Here is a 23,202-nt window from a genome sequence, read left to right as displayed (position 1 = left end):
CACGTAAAGAGATTAAAATTTACTTTCGTGCTGAGATGGTTGATTTTCAACGTAGCAGGTTCGCCCCCAATGAGATCCGCACAGGTACCGAGCGGTTGGCATCTGCAGAATCGTTCGCAACATCAAGGGAACTGAAAGATGAGAGCAGCAATCAAAAGTGGTCTGCTGGCATTGGCCGCTGCAACCCTCCCGGCCATCGCCCATGCCCATACCGGCGTCGGCCAGGCAGGCGGCCTGGCGCACGGCTTCATGCACCCGGTCGGCGGCCTGGACCATCTCCTCGCCATGGTCGCCGTCGGCACATTCGCCTCCATTCTCGGTGGACGCGCCCTCTGGCTCGTTCCGGCGAGCTTCGTGCTGATGATGGCCGCGGGCGGTACTCTGGGGACCGAGGGCATTGCCGTGCCGTTTGTCGAGACCGGCATCGCGGCATCGGTGATCGTGCTCGGCCTGGCAGTCGCGCTTCGCTGGAGCCCGTCGACTGCCGCGGCAATGGGTGTCGTCAGCCTCTTCGCTGTCTTCCACGGCTACGCCCACGGCGCCGAGATGCCGATGGATGCATCGGGCGTTCAGTATGCGTTCGGCTTCATGGCTGCAACGGCATTGCTGCATCTCGTCGGCATCGGACTGGGCCTTGCCCTTGGACGCTTTGGCGCCAAGTCCCATGTCGCAACGCAACTCGGCGGAGGTGCCATGGCACTCGCCGGCCTGGGCATCATGACCGGCGTTCTGTAAGCACGGTTCCTGCGAGGCAGGGAAGCTATCCACGCAAGAAACAAAAAACGGGCGGCTCCAACGAGCGGCCCGTTCACGCTGTCTTAGAAACAATGCGGCCGTCGCAGGAAGTCACTTCCAACCGTGCGGCCCCGCGCTCTTCGCTGCTGATCGCGTTAGCGGCGCCTGAGGGTGCGACCAAAGGCGACCTCGTCGATGCCGAGTGTCTGCAGGGCAGCGGCTGACGGGCGGCGTCGCTCTCTGGTCGCCATTGCGCACTCGTGCGCGGCACTGACCAGGCTCATGCCCTCCATGAACCCGCCGAACATGCTGCGAACCCATTCTGCGTTAGCCGGACGGCGTGCTGCGAGCGTCGTCATTTCAATCATCTCTCCGTTGCATACTGGTTGGATATAATACCGCAGTGCAACAACAAAAAGACCAACGCAAACAGCCCTGCCATGCAACGATCGCATGGCAGGGGGTGCCTCTCAGAAACTCCGCTAACGGCTTATTCGGGTTGAATTAATCCAATAGGATCCGCTCTGCCAAATAAGCGTCGATTCGGCCTTAGATCACGAAGCTCTCCATCGTCTCCGGCGCGAAGATTTCCTCCGCGCAAAGCTTTCTCTTCGACAGTCCCTGCTCGTAGGAGTAGCGGAGGAATGTCTCGAGTGTCTCGCGATTCTGCTTGAAGCCGTAGCTCCAGTAATCGTCGCCCATCAGTCGACGCGCTTCCTCGACGTGCGCGTTCAACCAGGGCAACATGACCTTCAATGCCGCCGTCTCTTCGAGTTCGCGGTAGACGCGCGCCTGCGCTTCGGCAAAGGCCTTGTAGAGCGATTGTGCGATCCAGCGATGCGCCTCATAGACCTCCCGCCGAATGACGATCGTGTGCATGATCGGAAAGATGCTGGTTCGCTTGAAATAGCTCCGCTCGATCTCGACGAAGTTCTCGAACAGACGCCGGACACGGCCGGCCGGTCCCTCGTAGGAAGAAGGCTTTCGCGCTGTGTAGAGCGCGTCGATCTCGCCGTCGCGCAGCATGGCCGATAGCGTCTGCGTCGGGCCGATACGGTTGACGCGGATGTGACTTGGCAGATCGAGCGGCAGCTTTTCCGGCCGGTTCGGCTGCTCCTCACCGCCGGCATAATAGGTGACGTCATCGACCTTGACGCCGTACTCGTCGGAAAGGATGCCGCGTATCCAAACCGGGGCGGTCATCTGATACTCGGGCGTTCCGACGCGTTTGCCGATCAGGTCCTTCGGCTCCCGAATGCCGGCCGCGGCATTCACGTAGATCGACGAATGTCTGAAATAACGGGACGGAAAGACCGGGATCGCCACGAAAGGACGTGTCTCGGCAAAGCAGGACATGACGTAGGACGAAAGCGACATCTCGGCGATGTCGAATTCACGATGCCGCAGCATGCGAAAGAAAGTCTCTTCCACCGGCATGTTGAGATAGACGAGGTCGATCCCATCGGGCGCGACCGTTCTGTCCATGAGGGGACGTGTCCGGTCGTAGTTCCAGCAACCGAACGACAAACGAAGCGACGAAGTCAGAATAGTCTCCCTAGCAATACCGGGGACAGGAAAGCTTGGGTTGGCCGAGCGCAAGCCCGCGACTTACAAGCGAAAATCCCGGACGGCTCCTCCACCGTTTCCCGCCCTTTTCACATCCAATTTGCGCCGATCATCGAATGCGCGCCGTCAAATGTCCAAGATAAAACCTATTGGCTTGCTCAAAGAGAATACGCTTGCTCGGCGGGAACCAGCCGATCGATCGGGTGCGCGTAAGGCCCGACCTCAGCCACCAGGCGGTCGACCATCTTGTCGATGAACGCGAGGAAAGGCTTTTCGTCAGCCACCCCTCGATGCGCCGGGTGAGCGAGAAACAGCGTCCGCTTGACAGCGGGCCGGTCCACGCGCCGCCCGATGATCTGGCCCGTCTTGATCTCCTCCGCGACGATCCCGTAAGGCATGATGCTTTGCGCCACGCCATGCAGAACGAGCGCCTTGATCGCCTCGTTGGATTGGACCTGGTAGGTGATCTTGACGTCGACGGAGAGACGCGAAGCCGTCTCGTGCACCCGCCGCCAGATGATGTCGCGGTTCGAAACCAGGGCGAGATCACCGGCGACCGCCTGCCGGAAGGAAATATCGCTACCCTGTTCCCCGCCGTTCGGCGCCGACACATGGAGGAGATCCTCCTCCATCAGCGCGACGCGCCGGATACCCGCGTTCTCCTCGATATCGTAAGCAAGCACATAATCGAGCTCGCCGCGCTCAAGCGCGTCGGCAAGCACGAAGCTCAGTTCCTCCACGACATGGAGCGCGATGCCGGGCAGCTGCGCGTTGGCGGCAACGAGCAGTTCAGTCCCGATCAGCTTTAGAATGCTCGGCGTCGCACCGAACCTGATGCGCAGCCGCTCACCGCCAAGTGCGATCAGGTCCCGGCGCGTTTCCTCGAGCCGTTGCAGAATTTCGATGGCGCGCTCGTAAAGCAGCATGCCCGCGGGCGTTGCGCTGACGCCGCGCGAGTGGCGATCGAGCAACTGGATCTGCAGAGCGTCCTCGAGATTGCGAATCTGGATACCAAGCGCGGTCTGCGCGAGGTTGAGCTGCTCGGCTGCCCGGGTGATGTTGCCCACCTCGACGACTTTGACGAAATAGGCAAGCTGGCGGAGCTTCATTGCATGTCCAAGCATTCTGATGCGAGCCTTTCACCGGTCAATAGAACTGGTCGAAATGAACCTGGGCGGGCGGCACGCCGAGGTCAATCAGCATCTTTTGGATCGCCTGCCCCATCAGCGGAGGACCAGCAAAATAGACCTCGCATTCGGGAAGGCGATCGGAGAAAAGCTTTGCCGCAAGCTCGTGCACGAAGCCGCGATGACCGTCCCAATCATCGTCGTCCGCGCCCGAGACGACCGGATGATAGTGGATATTCGAGCCGAAGCCGGGAAGTTCGGCCAGCATGTCCCTGCCGCAGATATCGTGCGCCGTTCGCCCGCCATAGACGAAGTCGAGCCGACGCCCGGCAAGGAGCGGCGACACGGCCGCGGCGCGGGTAACCGATATCATCGGCGAAAGACCGGAACCGCCGGCAAGACAGACGATGTCGCGGTCCGACTCGGTCCGCAGATAGGCCATGCCGTAGGGACCATCGATGCCGATGCGCTCGCCGATGGCGAGACCGTCGAACAGCTTGCCCGTCGCCGCGCCGTTCGGAACGCGGCGGATCTGGAAGTGCCACTCGCCCGCCTCGTTCTCCGTATTGGCCATGGAATAGGCACGGCTGCCCTCGACCCCCGGAAGATCCAGTAGGGCATATTGGCCGGGGAGAAAGCGGGCCGGCTTATCCAGCCGGAAACGAAACTCGCGGATGTCGTGCGTGATGTCGCGCACTTCAGTCAATTCCGCCTCCTGCCGAACCGGCGGGAAGCGACTTTCATATTGCGGCATCAGCCGGAGCTTTACGACGCAGTCCGTCAGCGGCCGGGCCTGGCAACCGAGACGCCGGCCGCGCTCCCGATCGCGGTCGCTGAGACCTGGCGCATCGGGGCGCAGTTCCTCGATCTCACCCTCGAGAAGATCGAAACGGCAATTGCCGCAGGAACCGACATTGCATTCATAGGGAAAGCCGAGGCCTGCGCGCAGCGCCGAGCGCATGATCGTGTCGCCATCGGCACAATTCCATTCGACGTCGCTTCCCTTGAGTGCAATTGCCGGCATGTTCAACTCCCTAGATCGTATCTCTCTCGAAAAGCCGCCGTGTAACCGAGGCGGGATGAAATAGCCGCGACCGCTTCCAGAAGCGCCGGCGAAAAGCCTTCAAGCACCTCGAGAGACAGCCGCTGCAATGGGCCTGCGATACCGACCGCGCCGACGACAGCGCCAGTCGAATCGCGCACCGGAGCGGCAATGCCGCGGATTCCGGGTTCGCTTTCCTCGTCCTCGATGGCGTAACCGCGCTCCCGAACCTCGGCCAGCATCTCCCTCAGGCGTACCGGATCGGTAATCGTCTTCGCCGTTCGCCGCTGCAGCGGCCCGGCAAGCATCCGCTCAATCGCCGGTTCCGGGGCGAAGGCGAAGATCGCACGCCCGACGGCACTGCAATGGGCGGGCTTGCGCGCGCCGAGATCGGACTTCATCGCCAGGGCCTGCGGGCTCTCCAGGTCATAGACGTGCATCACCTCGCCGTCGGAGGGGATGCCCAGAATGATCGTTTCGCCTGTCAGCTTGCGCAGGTCGAACAGATAGGGTCTCGCCTCGTTGGAGAGATCCATGCGCCGGCGGACAAGCGTGCCGAGGGCGAAAAGGCCGACGCCAAGTCGATAGCGTTCCGTTTGCGGATTCTGCTCGAGCAACCCTTCGGTTACGAGCGTCACCGCCAAACGATGGACCGTGCTCTTTGCGACCTTCAGCCTTTGCGCCAGCGCACTGACGCCGATCTCGGCCTCGTCCTCCGAGAAAGCCTTCAGGAGACGGATCGCCGTCGTTACTGACGAGAGGCGGTTGCGCTTGCCGGCGGGACCTTTTCCTCCGCGCGCGGGTGGTTTGGTGGGTGCGTTCATGGCGTGATTGTCCGTTTCGTCGCGAGAGTTACGGCTCGTCCATAACACAGTTGCCATGGTCTCACATCACCACCCTGCCGATCTCAAACCCTGAGCGCACTCAGCATTTCGCCGACATATTCGTCGCCGTTGGAGACCACCAGCATCGCCGCAAAGGGACGCATGGTCGTCAGCGTGCGTGCCAGATCCTCCGCGGAGATACCCTCGGCGTTGCGCACAAGTCCGGTCGCCAGCTTGTTGCGGACGAAGCAGGCGTTGCCGATCACTTCTGCAGCCTCAGCCGCGGTACCGGCTGTCGTCACCATGACGATGATGTCGGCATCGGCGAGCTCGTCGGCGAGGCTGACCCTCTTCCCTTCAAGGTCCTCCAAGACCGCGTCGACCGGCAGCATGTGGAGGGAATCAGTTGCCCCTTTTGCGTTGACGTAACGCAGGAAATGCGCGCCGCTCCAGGGCATGTCGGCAAGCGTGCGCAGCATCGCCACACTCGGTTCATCCAAAGCGATGACACGGGACTTGCGTGGCAGCGAATTCGGGTATGCGATACGGAAACGTGCTTCCTCCGCGGTGGCGAAGCGCGCACTTTCGCTCAGTCCGAGCTGCATGACATTTCTCCTCATTGGAACGAACTGCTGGCGAATACACGGATCCCGACGACTGAGGCCGCCGGGATCCCGTGTCCCGGCCCCCGCCTCAAACGCTGGTCTGCGCCTTGCCCTCGATCACGGTCAACGCCTCGTCGGCGACATCGACATAGGATTTATCGACCGGCAGCACGATCGCAGCCGAACGGACGCGGTGATGAACCGGGTCGACGCCCGGAGGAACGACGCCTTTGTCACGCAATGCGCGAGCGGCCTTCAGCAGGCGGTGTCGTGCCATGATGATGCCGTTGTCGGTCGACACCAGGTTTTCCTTGCTGCGATCGACGATCGGCCCCATGCTTTCCTGCAGCGAGGCGTCCTGCATCGCGATGCCTTCGACACCAGAATAGGTGATGCCCTTGCGCTGAGCCTCGCGGTCCATGAGGTAATCATTGTCCTTGTTGGCGAGCGGCCGGTAGGTTCCAGGCACGTAGGCGACATGGATGCCCTTGCCGTCGATCATCGCCTGGCGTTCCTCTTTCGTCAGCGCGCGAACGGGGTGATAGTCGAAGCTCCAGGCCCAGCAGTTCTCGTCGTCGATCGGAATCCAGAAGTGACCATGAACGGGATGGTCGCCGCGCGGCGGAACCATCGTGAAGGACGGCATGACCCAGGGTGTGACGCGCCAATAGTAATGGCCTTCTTCGGCATTCCGTCGGGCACCGATGAAGAGACCACCCTCACTGTCGGTCACCTCGAAGAAGGGCCTCGCATCCGACATGTTGTACTTGTTGCCGCGCGCGCCCTTGAAGAGCGGGTCGCTGTTGAGATTGCCGCTGTGCAGCCAGGATACGTGGCTGGAATCGATGCCGCCCTCCATCGCCTGCAGCCAGTTGCACTCCTGCCAGCGCTTCGATGTGAAAGTCTGTTCCGAGGGAACGAGCGCGAACTCCCATTCGGGATGCGGCGGCTGCTTTTCAGCCGGCCCCATGTAGGTCCACAGGATGTCGCCGATCTTGATCAGCGGGTAGGATTTGAGCTTGATCTTGCCGCAATAGCCGCTTTCCTTCGGCTCCGAAGGCACTTCGGTGCACTGGCCGGTGTGGTCGTATTTCCAGCCGTGATAGGGGCAGCGCAGACCGCCTTGCTCGTTGCGCCCGAACCAGAGCGAGACGCCGCGATGGGCGCAGAATTCGTCGATCAGCCCGTAGCGGCCTTCGCTGTCACGAAAGGCGAGCAGGCGCTCGCTCAGGAGCTTCACGCGGACCGGCGCGCAATCGTTGTCGGGCAGTTCCTCCGCGAGCAACGCCGGGATCCAATAACAGCGAAACATGTCGCCCATCGGCGTGCCCGGGCCCGTCTGCGTTAGAAGATCGTTCTGTTCCTTCCTGAGCATTTTCATTTCCTCCATGTTGCGGACCGCTTGGGCGGTCCGCCGATTTGCGCCGCCACTCCCCTTTTCCGACCGCCTCGCGGCTTTTCCGAATTCCGGGTTGACGTTCTCGACCGATCAGGTATCTTTTCTGTGTTCCTTTATACGGAACGCTGTTTCTGTTTAAGCAACGTACAATCTGATGACCGCCCCGTCAAGCGGGCCTGCAACGCAACGAAGGAGGAGCCAGGAATGGCCGAGGCAAGCACCAGAATTAGGCTGTGTTCCACGAGCGACGTCGATTGGGACAGCGCGATACGGGTTGAGGAAGGCGATCTCACCCTCGCCGTCTTCAACGTCAACGGCGTGTTTTACGTTACCGACGACCTGTGCACGCACGGTCCGGGATCGCTTTCCGAAGGTTACCTCGACGGCCACACGATCGAGTGCGACTTCCACAACGGAGCGTTCGACGTCCGCACTGGCGAAGTGGTCACGCCGCCCTGCATGATTCCGGTAAAAACCTACAAGGTGGTGATCGAGGGAGAGAACGTAACGATCGAGGTTTGACGCCGCTCGCGCTTTGTGCGCGGCCGATGACCGACGCTCCGGCGCGCTTGCGAAAACAACGAAGTCGTATAATGTGAGATTTATTCTATCTCACGGAGGAACTCATGCAGGTCCATAAGAAGAGCGACGGTGCGGCGGCCGCGGAGGCAGCCGACGCGCCATCCGAAGCGTCCTTGCGCCTCGATGTGGCGATGAGCACGCGGCTGCTCAACAGCTTGAAAATACTGGAGTATAGCGGCCATGTCAGTGCTCGCCTGCCGGGTGGCGTCACCTTTCTGATCCAGCCGCAGGAGAAGAGTCGCGCCGAAGTATCTCCTGACGATCTCCTGGTCTGCGACCGCGACGGCAAGGTCGTGTCTGGCCCGACCGGCATCAAGCCGCCGTCCGAAGTATTCCTTCATTGTGAGATTTATCGTGCACGGGCGGACGTCAATTCGATCGCACACTTCCATCACGACGTGACGAACGTCTTCACGCTTGTCGAAGACGTGCCGCTGCTGCCCTTCAAGAACCACGCGATCCGCTGGAAGAGCGGTATTCCGGTCCATCCGGATCCCGCCCACGTGGACGATGCCGAAAGGGGTCGGGGTATCGTTGAGACGCTCGGACCGCACCACGCCATGCAAATTCGCGCACATGGGCAGATCGTTACCGCCGAAACGGTGCGCGGCGTCTTCATCGATTCGCTGCACCTCGTTGAGAACGCCGAGGCCGCCTATCGTGCCGCCGCAATCGGCAAGCTGAAGCCGCTGACGGAAGCCGAAATCGAGTCCTTCTCCCATGGTTTCAGGCGCGGGCATCACATCCGCAAGCTCTGGAATTATTACGCCCGCGGCGCCATCCGGGACGGCATCTTCCCCGAAGCGTGGAACGCGTGACCAAGCTCCGCTGAGAAACGACGATGAGGTCGGGCGACCGGCCTTAGAATTTGCTGCTTGAAGGAAGCGTGTGGCTGGCACAAGATGTGCGCGAATCCCACATTGGCGGACCGGTGAACCCCGGTCCGCCGCGCAACGGGCCGCCCCGCCGGCTCTTGAGCTTCGAGTACGAGTATCGATGTCGCCATCCGTGATCGGTCTGCCTTCGCGACTTTCCCTTCTGTTCGGCTTCTTTCCTGCTGACCTGCGGGGGACCGCCGCTTGAACAGCCACGAAAAGATGCTCGGCATTCTCGATCTTTTCGACAGCGGCGAGGACGCCGTTGCCGTCACCTTCGACGAGATGCATGAACGGCTCGGCTATACCCGTTCGACGCTCTATCGCTACCTGAAGACACTGACGGACGCGGGCCTTCTCACGTCGTTGCCTTCTGTCGGCTACATGCTCGGGCCGCGGATCGTCGAACTGGATTACAAGATCCGAACGGGCGACGTGCTCATCCGGGCGGCGCGCCCGGTAATGGAGGAGCTCGCCAGCCAGTTCCGCGGCATCGCCCTCCTCTGCCGCCGATACCGGTTCGACGTGCTTTGCGTCCATCAGGAAAGCGGCACGGACACGATCCACAGCAACTACGAACGCGGACGCAGGCGGTCACTTCTTCACGGCGCCGCATCGCTCGGGATTCTTGCCTACCTGCCTGACCATCAGTTGCGCAAGTTCTATGGCCTGGTACCGGAACAGTTTGCTGCCGCCGGCCTCGGCACGACGCTGAAGGAAGTCAAGACTGCGCTGAGGGAGCACAGGCAGCGGGGCTGGGTGAGCACGACAGGCGATGTGACGCCCGGCGTGACCGGCGTGGCGGCCCCCGTCTTCGACAGCCGTTCGGAGATCCTCGGTAGCCTGAGCCTGACACTCCGGGATTCCCGCACCAATTCGAAAATGATCGAGGATGTCGCCGAGCGCGTCGTGTTTTGTGCCGGCATCATCTCCAAGGCCGTAGCGCGCAGCTGAGAAGCGACGCACTTCACGGCCTCGCTCGCTCGCCGGTGGCCAAGCAGACTTCGATCGGATCGGAAAGGAGGCCTTTCCGAAAACGCACTACCGTCATTCCCTCCGTCTGTTAGCGTTTGGCTGAAACGGGCAATCCGGAGCAGATATGCTTCCCCCGCCGCGAGCGCGGCTCGCGCTGCCCGACTGCGACAACCGAGAGGAGACAGGAATGCATCAGGACCCACTTGGCGGCGGCACCGGTACCCACTGGCATGAGCCCGCTGGCACCAAGAAGGCTGGCTTCGGCGAGTTCAAGAAACAGCCGACGCCCTATGACCAGTTCATGGAAGAGGAAGGCATTCCGGTCTTTCGCGATCTCGGCGTCTCGAGCGTGAAGAACCTGCCGCTGAAGCCGTGGAAGCGGACCGGCGGCAACGGCACCTATATCCAGCTCTACGGCACCGAAACCAAATGGGGCTGCCACCTCGTCGAGGTCCCCGCCGCCGGCGCACTCAACGCCGAGAAGCACATGTATGAGGAAATCTACATCGTGGTCGAGGGGCGCGGCTCCACCGAGGTCTGGCTCGAAGGCGAAGGCCGCAAGCATGTCTTCGAGTGGCAGGAGGGCTCTATGTTCTCCATCCCGATGAATGCATGGCACCGCATCGTCAATGCAACCAACAGTCCTGCACTGCTGCTCGGCGGCACCACGGCGCCGAACGTGCTCAACCAACTCCAGAACGCCGACGCCGTCTTCAACAACCCTTACGTCTTCCGCGACCGCTTCTCAGGCGCCGACGACTTCTACAAATATCGCGAAGAGATCGAGCCCGATCCGGTGCGCGGTCTCGCCATGCGGCGCACGAACTTCCTGCCGGACGCCGTCAACTGCGAACTGCCGCTCGACAATCGGCGTTCGCCCGGCTACCGCCGCGTCGAGCCCTTCATGACCAACAACACCTTCTATTACTGGATCGGCCAGCACGAGAACGGCCGCTATTCCAAGGCGCACGCCCACACCTCGGCGGCGATCCTGATCTGCCTGAAGGGCGAAGGCTATACCTACACCTGGCCCGAGCAATACGGCGTCAACCCCTGGAAGGACGGCCACGCCGACAAGGTACGCCGCCTCGACTACGGCCCGTTCGGCATGGTGACGGCGGCGCCCGGCGGCGCCCGCTGGTATCACCAGCACTTCAGCGTCTCCAAGGAACCATTCCGCCTGATGGCCTGGTTCGGCCCGCACAATCCCGGCCGCGATCCCGGCGCACCTGGCGAAAAACACACCGACTACACCGCAATCGACGTCAACGAAGGCGGCACCGCCATCCCCTACTGGATGGAAGACCCTTTCATCCGCAACGAATACGAGGCCCATCTCAAGCGGAACGGCGTGGAGATCCGCATGAAGCCCGAGTGGTATGAGAAGCCGACCGATACGACCAAAAAGATGTCGACGGTCGTCTGATTGGCGGAGCGATGTTCGAGGAAGAAGAACAGGGCGGCCGGATATTCTTTTCGAATGTCGGCCGCAGCATGGAACTCGAGGATGAGATCAGGCTGACCAGCGTCGGTATCGACATCGGTTCGTCGACATCTCACCTCGCCTTCTCGCGCATCGTGCTCGAACGCCTCGACACGCGCTACATGGTGGTCGAGCGCACGCTGCTGCACCAGTCCGAGGTCTTGCTGACGCCTTACGCCGATGACAACGAGATCGATGCCGAGGCGCTCGGGGCGTTTATAGCCGACCAATACGAGGCCGCCGGCCTGAAGCCGGAGGCGATCGACACTGGCGCGCTCATCCTGACCGGCGTCGCGGTCCGCCGCCGCAATGCGCGTGCGATCGGTGAAATATTTTCCGCCCAGACCGGAAAGTTCGTCGTCGTCAGTGCCGGAGACGGGCTGGAAACGACGCTCGCCGCCTTCGGCTCGGGCGCGGTCGCACGCTCCGGCAAAGGCGCACGGGTGCTGAACGTCGATATCGGCGGCGGCACCTCCAAGCTCGCTCTTTGCGAGGACGGCGCAATCCGTAATATCAGCGCCATCGATATCGGCGCACGCGTGATCGCCTTCGACGCCAACCGCCGCATCACGCGGATCGAAGAAGCAGGCTATTACTTTGCGCGTCGCGCAGGGGTCGCGATCGAACTCGGCGCGATACTGACGGCCGAGGATGCCCAAAGCATCGCCGCCTCGATGATCGATTTGCTGTTCGAGGCCATGCAGGGCGGCGAGATACGGCGGGAAACCGCCGATCTTCACCGGTTGCCGCCTTTGCCGGCCGGCCCGACACCCGACGTCGTGATGATCTCGGGCGGCGTTTCCGAGTTCCTCTATGCGGATACGGAACAGGATTTCAGCGATCTTGGTCCCCTTCTTGCCGTCGAACTTCGACAACGTCTCGCCAATTGGCCTCCGCAGCTGGAGCGCCCGCAGCAAGGCATTCGGGCAACCGTCGTCGGCGCCTCGCAATATACGGTGCAAGTGAGCGGCAGCACGATCTTCGTCGACCCGCTCGACATGCTGCCCGTGCGCAACGTGCCGGTCATCAAGCCGGCGCTCGTCTTCGGCGAGGAAATCGACGCGGACGCCATTGCCCGCGCGGTGCGGGAGGCCTTGGCACGGCTCGATCTCACAGACGGCGAGAGTGCGGTGGCCGTCTGCTACGAATGGGAAGGCTCGGCAAGCTATCGGCGCCTCGACGGTTTCTGTCGCGGCATTGTCGAAGGGCTAGCTCCGATCCTTCACAGCGGTCATCCGCTGATCCTCGTCGGTGAAGGCGATATTGGTGGCCTTGTCGGGATGCACTGCAAACAGGAAGCCGGCGTCTCGAAACTCGTCTCCATCGACGGCATCAAACTCGACGAGTTCGATTTCATCGACATCGGCGCTATGCTCGAGACGTCTGGCGCCGTGCCGGTGGTGATCAAGTCGCTGGTCTTCCCGAGCCTCGGTCTCGGCCATGAAGCTTTCGACCGCGATTGAGCACAGCGATCGACTGCTGTTTACACCTGCCGCGAAGCCTCGGAGGCTTCGCGGCATTTGCCGTTCAGTGGCCTGTTACCATGGCCGCGATTGCGGCCGCATCTTCCGGCGCCTGGTTCCCACGCCAGACGACATGCATATCGGGGCGAACGAGGATCAGATTGTAGCCGTAGATATCGCGCGCCCTCTGTTCGGCGATATCGACCGTCGCGAACGGCACGTCGCGAGCGCGAAAAGCCTTGCCGAGAGCGCCGTCGTCGGCGCCGGTACCACCGAGCCGCAGCAGCGTATAGCCTCGGCCGATGCGGTCCTGCACCGGCTCGCCGCTATCGAGCCAGAGATGCGGCAGCCGGGCACCAGGCCAGGTGGTCGGATGGTACTCGCGGAAGAGGTGTTCCGGCCCTCCGGGCTCATCGGTGATGACTGGCGAGCCGACATAGCGATAACCGAGCTCGGCGCCGATCATCTCGTTGGTCTTGCGCTGCTCGACATCTGCCACACGCGCGAGATTGTCGCGTGTCGCCTGGCCCGCCGGCGTCGCGTCGCGGATGTCCGGCCGGTACTCAGAGCGCCACTTGCGTCGGCCGAGCGACGCATAACGCGACGCGCCGACGTTTCGATCGCCGACCTGTCGCCGCTCGATCTCGTAGGAGCGCAGGAGGTTGGGCCCGCCCCAGCCCTGCAGCATCGCCGCAAGTTTCCAACCGAGATCGGTGGCGTCACCGACGCCGGTGTTCATGCCAAGGCCCCCGGTCGGGATCACCAGGTGCGCCGCGTCTCCCGCGAGGAAGACCCGTCCGGTGCCGTAGTGATCCGCCAGAAGCAGGTTCTGCTTCCATTGCCCGACATAGAGCATTCTATAGTCGACCGGCGCGCCGACGGCCTTTTCGAACTGCTGGGCCATGTCCTCGTCACGTTCGACGACCGCGTGAAGTGTCCAATGTTTGGTCGAATCCTGCATGATGAGGAACGTCGCCTGCCCATCGGCGACATGATAGTGCCGCCCGCGCCCGGGGCCGCGCCCGATCGGAATGCGGTCATAAAGCGTCTCGCTGTAATAGAGCGCCTGGCGCAGATGCAGAAGGTTCCCCTCGCCGCGCAGTTTGATGCCGAGCTGCTTGCGTACGGGGCTCGCGCCGCCGTCGCAGCCAACCAGATACTTGGCGCGGATGTGTTCGATCGCACCCTTCGCATCCGCGGTCCGTACCGTGACGCCACCTTCGTCCTGCTCCAGCGACAGGAACTCGCAGCCGTAGCGCACGGTGACGCTGGGCAGGCTTTCGGCGACAGATTTCAGCAGCGGTTCCAAGGTATATTGCGAGATGAGCTGATAGGCTTCGAGCGGTTGCGAGGCATCGGTGCTCAGCGCGATCTCCGCAAGCGACTCGGCGACGGATGGGTAAGGCAGCCGCACCAGTGGTGGTTCGTTCATCGCCAGCACGACATAGACGTCCATCGGAACCGAAGCGTCAAGACCGGCCGCCCTGATCCGCTCGGAAAGCCCCATGCGCCGGAATATCTCCATCGTTCGCGCGTTGCAGCGCTCCATCTTCGGCAGAAACTCCGGCGCCGCCTTCTTCTCGATCAATGTGCAACGCACGCCCCTTTGGCCGAGGTCGATCGCAAGTGTCAGCCCAACAGGTCCGGCTCCGACAATGAGGATGTCCGTTTCGCGCATGATAAGATTCCATCAAGTTTGTTAGCGACACAACCAGCCCCGGCAAACCGACATCGATCACAGCTGCGACACAACGAGCACCGCCGGATAGGGATGACAAACTTGTACTGTCAGATTGTTTCGTCCGTCAAACTGAAAATTACAGAATCTCACATTACGAGAAACTCTTAGATTCTGCTGGACATTCCAGCGATGTTTGGCGCATGGTGCATTAGGTGATGCCGCAGGGCAGCTCGCGTGAAGTGGGAGGAACGGGTGACGAAAAAGCTTGAGCTGACGCTGGCCTGTGGCGATTACGAGATCGTTCGGGCACTGAAGGAGGGAGGCGTGCGACCGGACGGGATCGAACTCACGATCCTGACCGAGATGGACTCCACGACGCGTCACTGGCGCTTTCTGAGAAACGGCGAGTTCGACGTCGCCGAAGTCTCGCTATCATCCTACATCGCCGCGAAGGCACAGGGGCTGCCCTTCGCGGCGATCCCGGTCTTTCTGCACCGCCGCTTTCGCCACGGCTTCATCTTCACCAACACCCAAAGTGGAATCCGCGAACCGACGGATCTGATCGGTCGCAAGGTCGGCGTGAAGAGCTATCTCGTCACCGCGACGCTCTGGCTGCGCGGGCTTCTCGAAAGCGAGTACGGCGTCCCGCACAAGTCGATCGACTGGTATGCGGAGCTGGACGAGGATGTCGATTTCACGCCGCCGGAAGGGCTCCGGCTTCATCGCCTTCCCAACGACAAGTCGGTTGAGCAGATGCTTCTGGACGGCGAGATCGACGCGCTCCTCCATCCCGACCTCATCGAACCGATCGTCAGGCGCGATCCCCGCGTCGGCCGGCTTTTTCCCGACTACAAGCGGGAGGAGATCGCCTATTACAGGCGAACCGGCATTTTCCCCATCATGCATGTTCTCGGCATCCGCCCCGAGATCGTCGAGCGCCATCCCTGGGTGCCGATCAATCTCTTTCAGGCCTTCAACGAGGCAAAGCGCATCGCGATGCGGCGCATGGAGAATCCGCGCATCGTGCCGCTCGCCTGGTACCGCGAGGCCTGGGAGGAACAGCAGGAAATCCTCGGCGACGACCCCTGGGCCTATGGCCTCGACGGCCAGAACCGCAGGACGCTCGAAACGGTCGTCGGCTATGCACACGAACAGGGCCTGATCGATCGCAAGGTGCCGCTCTCCGAACTCTTCCTCGACGTGTCGCAAGGCCGCAAGCGGGGGGACAAGCACCGTGTGTAGCGCCTGCGACCTGCAAGACCGAAGCGGCGGAGCCCTCCTCGCCGGCGGCAATCCTTTCCTGCGCAATGAGCCATCGGAGCAGAAGACGATGCATGAGGACGTGAAACAGAGAATGGTCGAGGCCGGCAAGATCCTCGAACAGGCCGGACAGGGCGACTGGACGCGGGGCCATATTTCGGTGCGCGTGCCGGATGCGCCGGATCGTTTCTACATGAAGGCCTCAAAGATCGGCCTTGAGGAAATCACGCCCGACAACCTCATCACCGTCGGTCTCGACGGCGAGAAGGTCGCCGGTGATCTCGGCCGCCACAACGAGGTCTATATCCATTCGGAGGTGCTGAAGGCGCGACCGGACGTCAACGCCGTGGTGCACACGCATGCGCCCTACGCGGTCAGCTTCTCTGCCCTTGGTAAACCGCTGCAGGCGATCGGCCACGCCGGATCGATCTTCTCCGAAGGACTGCCGGTCTTTTCCGAAACAACCGAGCTGATCACCACGGCCGAACGCGGCCGCGCGGTGGCCGCAACGCTCGGCGGTCATGGCGCCATGCTGCTGCAGAACCACGGCATCGTCACCGCTGCCGCCAGCATCGAGCCGGCAATCTACCTGGCGCTTTCGCTCGAAACCGCCTGCATGATGCAGCTTTGGGTAGAGGCGGCGGGCGGCGCCAAGGCGCTCGGTAAGCCGGAGGACGTCAAGGCCAAGCGCCGGCACATGTTCCGCGAAGAAATGTTCAAAGCCACTTTCGCCTATCTCGTCCGGCGCCTGAAGCGCGGCTGACCCTCGGCGCCACCAAGCAAAATCGCAGCAAGAGGAACACGATGCACTATATTGACGCGTTCAATCACTTTTTCCCGAAAGCGCTCTGGCAAAGGATCCAGCAGCTCGACGGTGCCGGCAAGGATATCGGTCGCCGGATGCAAGGCATTCCCTGCATACATGACCTCCAAGCCCGCTTCCGTGTCATGGACGAGTTCAAGGACTATACGCAGATCCTCTCGCTCGGCATGCCGCCGCTCGAAGCCATGGGCGGCCCGGAGCTGTCGACGGAGTTTGCCAAACTCGGCAATGACGGACTGGCGGAACTCGTCGAGAAACACCCGGACCGGTTCGCCGGCTTCGTCGCCGCACTTCCGATGAACGCTCCCGAAGCGGCCGTCAGAGAAGCCGAGCGGGCTTTCACCGAACTCGGCGCGAACGGCCTGCAGATCCACACCAACGTCAACGGCGCGCCGCTCGACGAGGAGCGTTTCTTCCCGATCTTCGAAGCCGCTGCCCGCCATGGCAAGCCGGTACTGCTCCACCCGTCACGGAACTCGTCCATGCCGGACTATGCAACGGAGGACAAATCGAAATACGAGATCTGGTGGACCTTCGGCTGGCCCTACGAGACCAGCGCCGCCATGGCGCGGCTCGTCTTCTCCGGCTTCATGGACCGGCTTCCCGGCCTCAAGGTGCTGGCCCACCACATGGGAGCGATGGTTCCCTATTTCGAAGGACGTGTCGGCCCCGGCTGGGACCAGCTCGGCAAGCGGACCTCGGACGAGGATCTTTCTCTCGTGCTCAAGCGGCTGAAGAAGCGTCCGCTGGACTATTTCAAGGATTTCTATGCAGACACCGCCGTTTTCGGTTCGCGCGCAGCGACGCTCTGCGGCCTGGAATTTTACGGCAGCGACCGCATCCTCTTTGCGTCCGACTCGCCGTTCGATCCGGAAAAAGGCCCCGGCTATATCCGCGACACGCTGAAAATCCTGAACACGCTCGACCTTCCCAAGGCGGACCTCGAAAAGATCTGCTTCCGCAATGCTGAGGCGCTCTTCGGGCTTTCAGCGCATTGAAGTTCGAGGGCAGTCGACGCCGGCGATGGGGGGGCGCCCGCCGGCGTCGACAGCGCCAGGGCGTTTATCTCGCGAAACCGGTCTACCGCCCTAATAATACGACAATTTGGTGAGTTCACCATTTACTTCGACCGGAATGCGCAGAATATTAGCATCTTGGCAGATGGGAGGAAGCTTTCGGACCCTCTCAGTCACGCGCCCGAACGGCTTTCTCCCGTGATTGCAAGGGAGGACCAACATGAGGCGAGTTTTATTGTGTGCGGCATCGGTCGCGGCGCTATCCCTTTGCGCCCAGAACACCTTTGCCCAGTCCGGCAGTGTCGAAAAGGCAGTCGGCGGCTACAGCTTCGATGAAGCCGCCAAGGAAGCTCCGGAAACGAAGAACTTCCATTCGGCCGATGGCCATCTCACCTTCGCCATCGTGACCCACACGGCCGGCAACGGCTTCTTCGATCCGGTCTATGTCGGAGCCAAGGTCGCCGGCAACATGATCGGCGCGACCATCCTGCTGCTCGGTTCGGAATCGCCGGTGGATGATCCCGCCCGCGAGATCGAGATCCTGAACCAGATCGTACAGGACCCGACGATCGATGGGATCATCATGACGACACCGCAGGCCGGCGCATACAACGATATCGTCAAGGCCGCCGAGGCCGCCGGCATTCCGGTCGCTACGACCAACTCCTTCGACGGCACGATCCTCAACCGAAGCAGCATCAGCCATACAGGCCAGGACGCTTCGGCTGCAGCGATCGGCGGTGAGGCGCTGGCCAAATGCGTGCTCGAAAGCGGCGCCACTTCGGGCTCGATCCTGCTGCCGTCGTCGACCGCAATGGGCAACATCGAAGTGAACAACCGCGTTACCGCCGCCTTCAACGCGATCGTCAAGACGCTGAAGGATGCCGGCAAGCTCGACGCCTTCAAGGTCGACGCCGGCCCGGAAAACGTCGGCATCGACACGAACCCGAACGACCCGGTCAATGCGCTCGTGTCGCTGTTCGAGTCGCGCGGCGACGTCGTCGGCGCCTTTACCGCCAACAACGTCTTCACGCCGCCGCTGGTCAAGGCCGTCGAACAGATGGGGTGGACGAACAAGTTCTGCGCCTATGGCTTCGACCTTGGCCCGGCCCAGCAGGAAGGCATCGCTGCCGGCAACCTCACCGGCTCGCTCGGGCAGCAGCCGTTCTTGCAGGGCTTCTGGCCGGTGATGCAGCTTTACCTGCAGATCGACCGTGGCATTTCGGCCGCCAATCTCGATACGCGTGCCCAACTCGTGACCAAGGAAACGGTCGCCAAGGTCGGCAAGCGTTTCGAGAACTGATGCCGGCGTGTGCATCTGAGCAGATGCAGGAGGGCGCAAGCTCTCCCGCATCGTGATGACAGCAAGAATCGCAGGAACTCCATGGCGCTCACCACGACGGCATCGCTCGGCCGTGCACCACCGCAGCTTGTCGGCGGCTGGGAAGCCGGCCTTCTGATCTTCCTCGCCCTGCTCTTTCTCGGCGGGGCGCTCGTCAATCCGGCCTTCTTCGGATCGACGGGTGCTCTTCACGCGCTTTTGCGCGACACCTCCCGCGTCGGGATCATCGCCGTCGGCATGACTTTCGTCATCGCCAACAAGGACCTCGATCTTTCGGTCGGTTCTACCTACGGCCTGATCGCCGTGATCTTCGCCCGGCTGTTCGCGCCGAGCTTTCTCAATCTCGACATCGCGACGTCAGTGATCGTCTGCATACTACTGGGTACGCTGATCGGGCTCGTCAACGGCATGCTCGTCACCGTTCTGAAGGTGCCGGCGTTCATCGCGACGTTGACGATCCTCTTCATCGGGCGCGGTTTCGTGCTGGCGCTGACGCACGGCCAGGCGATCTATTATTCCGGCAAAGCAAGGGATTACCCGCTCTTCTTCCACCTAGGCGGGAGCAACGTCTTCGGCTTCAACAACCAGATCGTCATCTTCGCCATCGTTGCCACGGTCGGCGCCTTGGTGCTCGCCAAAACCCGCTGGGGCTACGAGACCTTCGCCACCGGAGGCAACGAGCAGGCGGCGATTTATGCCGGTATACCGACGAACTGGGTGCGCATCCGGGCCTATCTGATCTCATCGCTCTCGGCGACCCTTGCGGCACTCCTGTCCGCGGCTCAGGACAAGGGTGTGACGCCCCTTTACGGCGTCACCTGGGAACTTACCGTCATCGCATCTGTCATCATCGGCGGGGCGTCGATCCTTGGTGGCCGCGGCCGTGTCATCGGCTCCTGCCTCGGCACCGCTGTCGTCGTCCTGATCGACAAGGTGTTGCGTGAAGGCTGGCCGATCACGCGTACCGTCGTGATCGGCGGCGAGACCATTGCCGTCAACGCCCGATACACCCTGCCTTCAGGTGCCGTGCTGGTGTTTCTCGGGCTGCTCCTCGTCATTGCGGTGCTCATCGAGCCGCACCTCATTCGCCGCCAGCTTGCGGCGCGGTTCTGGGCGTGGCTGCGCGGCCAGCCACCGCCGCCGGCCTACGAGATGGAGGGTGTGGCGCTCGAGGGCGTGCAGACAAAGGGGGTCATGGCGACGGACATGGCGCCGTCAACCACCATGCTCGGTCGGTTTCTGGGCCGCCGGGATGCACTCGCGATCATCCTGACTGCCGTCCTGTGGCTGACGGGCCTTGCGCTCAGGCCCGACTATTGGTGGAATCTCTCCAACACCTTCGCGATCATGCTCAACTACACCGAGCTGGCGCTGATCACCGTCGGGCTCACCTATGTCATCGCCGCCGGCGATATCGATCTCTCCGTCGGCGCCGTGCTCGCCCTTGCCGGCAGTACCGCGGCCTATTTCCTGAAGGTGCTGGGCGCCGACCCGGTCACCGCCGTGACGATGGGCCTGCTGGCGGGGATGGCCGCCGGCCTCGTCAATGCCGTCGTGACCGTCGGCTTCAAGCTGCCGGCCTTCATCGCCACGCTCGGCATGTTCTACATCGCCCGCGGCCTCGCCGCCTGGTTCGTCGCCGGTCAGCAGTTGACCGGTTGGCCCGAGGGCTACAACCTCATCGGCCGCAAGGTGAATGACATCCTCCTGCACATGCAGATCGTGCTGCCGGACGGGCTTCTGCGCACTGTCGCCCTGGTCGTAAGCGTGCAGACGATCTGGATGCTCCTCGTGGCGCTCGTCGCCGGCGTCGTCCTTGCCTACACGCCGTTCGGTCAGCAGGTCTACGCCACGGGCGGGAACATCCGGGCCGCCGCCTATGCCGGGATCAACACCAATCGCGTGCGGTTTCTTTCGCTGCTGTTGGCCGCCCTCTGCGCGACCATGGCCGGGATCATCAACGTCGCCTATTTCCGCAGCTTCAACCCGGTGGCCGGCCAGTTCCGTGAACTCGATGCGATCGCTGCAGTCATCATCGGCGGCGGTTCGATCTTCGGCGGCTACGGCACGATGATCGGTGCGCTCGCCGGCGCGGCCGTGATCACACTCGTGCGGGCGCTGCTGCAGCTCAACGTCCAAGGCTTCAGCATGCCGCAGCATTGGATCAACGTCTTCATCGGCGGCATTCTGATCGTCGCAGTGCTTGTCGATATCTGGGTTCGCCAGGCCAACCTGTTCGGCCGCCTGCGCGAGCGTCTTGCGCGCCAGCGAGCCCCGGAGACCAGCCATGCCCGATAGCCCCAGAAGTGCTCCGATTATCGAGATGCGCGGTATCGAAAAGGCCTTCGGAGCGGTGCAGGCGCTCCGCAGCGTCGACCTCGTGCTCTACCCGGGCGAGATCCTCGGCCTCGTCGGCGACAACTCGGCCGGCAAATCCACGCTGATGAAGATTCTCACCGGCGCCTACCAGCGCGACGCCGGCGAGATCTTGGTCGCTGGAAAGCCGGTCCACTTCAAGAGCCCGCACGAAAGCCGCGCGGCGGGCATCGAGATGATCTACCAGGACTTCGCCCTTTGCGGAAACATGGACGTCGGCCAGAACATCTTTCTCGGCCGCTGGCCGCGCCGGGGGTTTTTTGTCGACCGGCGGCGCATGTATGCGGAAGCCGACGGCGTGTTGAAGCGGCTCAAGGTGGATGTGAATTCGGTCTATCAGAAGGTCGAGAGCCTGTCAGGCGGCCGTCAGCAATCGGTGGCGATCGCGCGAGCAATCTCGTTCGAGCCGCGCGTGGTGATCCTCGACGAGCCGACAGCCAATCTATCGGTGATGGCGACCGAACGGCTGCTCGAGACCATGCTGGAACTGAAGCGGCAAGGCGTCGCCCAGATCATCATCTCCCACCGCCTTGTCGACATTTTCGCTGTCGGTGATCGCGTCATGGTGCTCAAGCGCGGCGAGTATGTCGGCGACCGATACATCGGGAACACGGACGAGCACGAGGTGCTGGAGATCATCGTTTCGGGAACGCGCGACCAGGCGCTTACGGCCGACCAGGCAAGGAATGCCTGAGTGCTCGTCAGCGTCATGGCGTCGGTTCCCGCGTCAGGAAGTGGAGATTACCGGCAAGCTCGGAAACGACGAGCCGCCGCTCGTCCCAGACGAGGACGGAGACGGGCCGTGTCAGCCCATCGAGAATGGTCTGCCTGGCGCCCGTCGTCTTATCGAGTTTGAGCAATCGACCGCTCCCCTTCAGAAAACCCTCCTTCTGGTCGTAACGACCATGCTCGAGGACAAGCATCCCGCCATCCGCATCGAAGGCGATTGCCACCGGCGCGTTCAGGCCTTCGACATCGACCCGCGGCACCGTTGTTTCACCCGTCTCCGGGGTCGAAACGATCTTTCCCGCGCCGTCGAGGAAAGGAAATCCGCCGAATAGCGCCACATGGATGCGCCGGTCGCGAAGAGCGATGCCGGTCGGCACCGCATCGACTTCGTAACCGTTCTCTTCGGTAAACTCCGTCGGAGAAAGCTGCCGCAAGGCCGTCGTTTCCTGCTTCACGCGGCGAAAGGTCATGACCGTTTGCTTTCGACCGTCCGCCTGCACGCGTTCGACGCTATTTCGTGCGGAGTCGATGACGTAGTAGGTTCCATTCGTAACTGCGAAGTCGAACGGATTCCAGAAATCGCTGCTGATCACGCGTGGGTTGCCGTCCTCGCCGATCGCCACGAGGGCATGGTCAAGCGGACCTTCGCCGGCATCGACCGGCGTCCACCCTTGAGCCACGACAAAAGTATCGCCGACGCGCGTGACGCGGTAGGGGCCGGTCGGGTCGCCGATCACATCGAGGCCGTGCGGAAAGGCCGGACCGAAGGAGACAAGGACACCATCCGGCTCACGCCGGTAAAGCCGGCCGCTGGCGAGATCGGTGACAAGCAGCGCCTCACGGTTGCGGGACAGGCCGGAGAAAGCGGCACCCGGCTTGCTGACTGTCTCCAGTCTGTAGCCGGGCGCGGCTGTCGGTTCGGCAGCGGCGCCGGCTGCGAGGATCAGAAGACCGGTGGCGATGATCAGGGCTTGGAGCGAACGCATCGGAAGCCGCCATTGGCTGCAAAACGGAATTCCGGATCATAGGCGAGGCGATAGGTCGTGGTAAGATGAGCTGGATCGCTATTCCAGGCGCCGCCGCGAAGCACGCGATACGGTCCGACGTTCACCGCGTCCGTCCCGCCTTCATAGGGTGCATAGACATCGCTGGTCCATTCCCAGACATTGCCGACGAGATTGAGGACGCCCTCTCCGCTCGCACCGTCGGCAAAGGCGTCCGCCGGAGCGGTCATAGGATAGCCGTCGCGTGCATCGCCGGAACAGCAGCTGTCCATGCCGAAGTTGGCCGGCACCGCCT

At 62.3% G+C, this 23,202-nt stretch carries 22 protein-coding genes; 12 read left to right on the top strand and 10 right to left on the bottom strand.

Going from position 1 to position 23,202, the window contains the following annotated elements; translation table 11 throughout:
• The first annotated feature begins 138 nt into the window (after positions 1–138).
• Positions 139–735, top strand: a complete 597-nt coding sequence (locus QN224_RS20435; RefSeq protein WP_173513455.1) for a HupE/UreJ family protein — start codon at positions 139–141, stop codon at positions 733–735.
• A gap of 155 nt (positions 736–890) precedes the next feature.
• On the opposite strand, the gene QN224_RS20430 is transcribed toward QN224_RS20435, so the two are convergent.
• From QN224_RS20430 to QN224_RS20400, 7 genes are all read right to left on the bottom strand, one after another.
• A complete protein-coding gene (locus tag QN224_RS20430; protein ID WP_283978145.1) occupies positions 891–1,103 on the bottom strand; it encodes a hypothetical protein in 213 nt (70 codons plus the stop codon).
• A 181-nt stretch (positions 1,104–1,284) separates the two neighbouring features.
• Positions 1,285–2,220 carry an ABC transporter substrate-binding protein gene (locus QN224_RS20425; RefSeq protein ID WP_283978144.1) on the bottom strand — a complete coding sequence of 312 codons (936 nt, stop codon included), beginning with the start codon at positions 2,218–2,220 and terminating at the stop codon, positions 1,285–1,287.
• A gap of 239 nt (positions 2,221–2,459) precedes the next feature.
• Entirely contained in the window at positions 2,460–3,410 is a 951-nt protein-coding gene (locus QN224_RS20420) for a LysR family transcriptional regulator (protein WP_173513452.1), read from the bottom strand.
• Between the two features lie 37 nt (positions 3,411–3,447).
• Positions 3,448–4,452 carry an FAD-binding oxidoreductase gene (locus QN224_RS20415; protein ID WP_283978143.1) on the bottom strand — a complete coding sequence of 335 codons (1,005 nt, stop codon included), beginning with the start codon at positions 4,450–4,452 and terminating at the stop codon, positions 3,448–3,450.
• A 2-nt stretch (positions 4,453–4,454) separates the two neighbouring features.
• Positions 4,455–5,294: an IclR family transcriptional regulator gene (locus QN224_RS20410; protein WP_283978142.1), complete on the bottom strand. Its 840-nt coding sequence runs from the start codon at positions 5,292–5,294 to the stop codon at positions 4,455–4,457.
• Positions 5,295–5,377: 83 nt separating this feature from the next.
• Positions 5,378–5,899: a hypothetical protein gene (locus tag QN224_RS20405; RefSeq protein ID WP_283978141.1), complete on the bottom strand. Its 522-nt coding sequence runs from the start codon at positions 5,897–5,899 to the stop codon at positions 5,378–5,380.
• Positions 5,900–5,987: 88 nt separating this feature from the next.
• A complete protein-coding gene (locus QN224_RS20400) occupies positions 5,988–7,274 on the bottom strand; it encodes a Rieske 2Fe-2S domain-containing protein (protein WP_269275301.1) in 1,287 nt (428 codons plus the stop codon).
• A 228-nt stretch (positions 7,275–7,502) separates the two neighbouring features.
• Here QN224_RS20400 and QN224_RS20395 point away from each other — a divergent pair, with 228 nt between their 5' ends.
• The 5 genes from QN224_RS20395 (at position 7,503) to QN224_RS20375 (ending at position 12,676) form a co-directional block, all read left to right on the top strand.
• A complete protein-coding gene (locus QN224_RS20395) occupies positions 7,503–7,820 on the top strand; it encodes a non-heme iron oxygenase ferredoxin subunit (protein ID WP_173513447.1) in 318 nt (105 codons plus the stop codon).
• A 104-nt stretch (positions 7,821–7,924) separates the two neighbouring features.
• Complete coding sequence (locus QN224_RS20390) at positions 7,925–8,698, top strand: class II aldolase/adducin family protein (RefSeq protein WP_283978140.1); 774 nt, start codon at positions 7,925–7,927, stop codon at positions 8,696–8,698.
• A 261-nt stretch (positions 8,699–8,959) separates the two neighbouring features.
• Positions 8,960–9,709, top strand: a complete 750-nt coding sequence (locus tag QN224_RS20385; protein WP_283978139.1) for an IclR family transcriptional regulator — start codon at positions 8,960–8,962, stop codon at positions 9,707–9,709.
• Positions 9,710–9,917: 208 nt separating this feature from the next.
• A complete protein-coding gene (locus QN224_RS20380) occupies positions 9,918–11,156 on the top strand; it encodes a cupin domain-containing protein (protein WP_283978138.1) in 1,239 nt (412 codons plus the stop codon).
• Between the two features lie 11 nt (positions 11,157–11,167).
• Positions 11,168–12,676, top strand: coding sequence for an ethanolamine ammonia-lyase reactivating factor EutA (locus QN224_RS20375; RefSeq protein ID WP_283978137.1), 1,509 nt, complete (start codon positions 11,168–11,170; stop codon positions 12,674–12,676).
• A gap of 64 nt (positions 12,677–12,740) precedes the next feature.
• Here the strand turns inward: QN224_RS20375 and QN224_RS20370 are convergent, their stop codons facing one another.
• Positions 12,741–14,354 (bottom strand): FAD-dependent monooxygenase, encoded by a 1,614-nt coding sequence (locus QN224_RS20370; protein ID WP_283978136.1) that lies wholly within the window; start codon positions 14,352–14,354, stop codon positions 12,741–12,743.
• A 255-nt stretch (positions 14,355–14,609) separates the two neighbouring features.
• On the opposite strand from QN224_RS20370, the gene QN224_RS20365 reads away from it, so the two are divergent.
• The 6 genes from QN224_RS20365 to QN224_RS20340 all read left to right on the top strand — a co-directional run bounded on the left by QN224_RS20365 (position 14,610) and on the right by QN224_RS20340 (position 21,868).
• Positions 14,610–15,599, top strand: coding sequence for a PhnD/SsuA/transferrin family substrate-binding protein (locus QN224_RS20365; protein ID WP_283978135.1), 990 nt, complete (start codon positions 14,610–14,612; stop codon positions 15,597–15,599).
• An 88-nt stretch (positions 15,600–15,687) separates the two neighbouring features.
• Positions 15,688–16,380, top strand: coding sequence for a class II aldolase/adducin family protein (locus QN224_RS20360; RefSeq protein ID WP_283978134.1), 693 nt, complete (start codon positions 15,688–15,690; stop codon positions 16,378–16,380).
• 41 nt (positions 16,381–16,421) lie between these two features.
• Entirely contained in the window at positions 16,422–17,438 is a 1,017-nt protein-coding gene (locus QN224_RS20355; protein ID WP_283978133.1) for an amidohydrolase family protein, read from the top strand.
• Between the two features lie 238 nt (positions 17,439–17,676).
• Entirely contained in the window at positions 17,677–18,759 is a 1,083-nt protein-coding gene (locus QN224_RS20350; protein WP_283978132.1) for a substrate-binding domain-containing protein, read from the top strand.
• An 81-nt stretch (positions 18,760–18,840) separates the two neighbouring features.
• Positions 18,841–21,096, top strand: a complete 2,256-nt coding sequence (locus QN224_RS20345) for an ABC transporter permease (RefSeq protein ID WP_283978131.1) — start codon at positions 18,841–18,843, stop codon at positions 21,094–21,096.
• Positions 21,086–21,868, top strand: coding sequence for an ATP-binding cassette domain-containing protein (locus QN224_RS20340; RefSeq protein WP_283978130.1), 783 nt, complete (start codon positions 21,086–21,088; stop codon positions 21,866–21,868). The genes QN224_RS20345 and QN224_RS20340 overlap by 11 nt, the downstream gene beginning before the upstream one ends.
• Positions 21,869–21,881: 13 nt before the next feature.
• Here the strand turns inward: QN224_RS20340 and QN224_RS20335 are convergent, their stop codons facing one another.
• Both QN224_RS20335 and QN224_RS20330 read right to left on the bottom strand, forming a co-directional pair.
• On the bottom strand, positions 21,882–22,889 hold the full coding sequence (locus QN224_RS20335; RefSeq protein ID WP_283978129.1) for a ScyD/ScyE family protein: 1,008 nt from the start codon (positions 22,887–22,889) through the stop codon (positions 21,882–21,884).
• Positions 22,868–23,202: SUMF1/EgtB/PvdO family nonheme iron enzyme (locus QN224_RS20330; RefSeq protein WP_283978128.1), on the bottom strand; the 335-nt coding region annotated here is incomplete at its 5' end. The genes QN224_RS20335 and QN224_RS20330, both read right to left, overlap by 22 nt.

Source organism: Sinorhizobium sp. 7-81, assembly GCF_030124405.1.
GTDB lineage: Bacteria > Pseudomonadota > Alphaproteobacteria > Rhizobiales > Rhizobiaceae > Sinorhizobium > Sinorhizobium psoraleae.
This window is presented reverse-complemented; position numbering and strand designations above follow the sequence as displayed.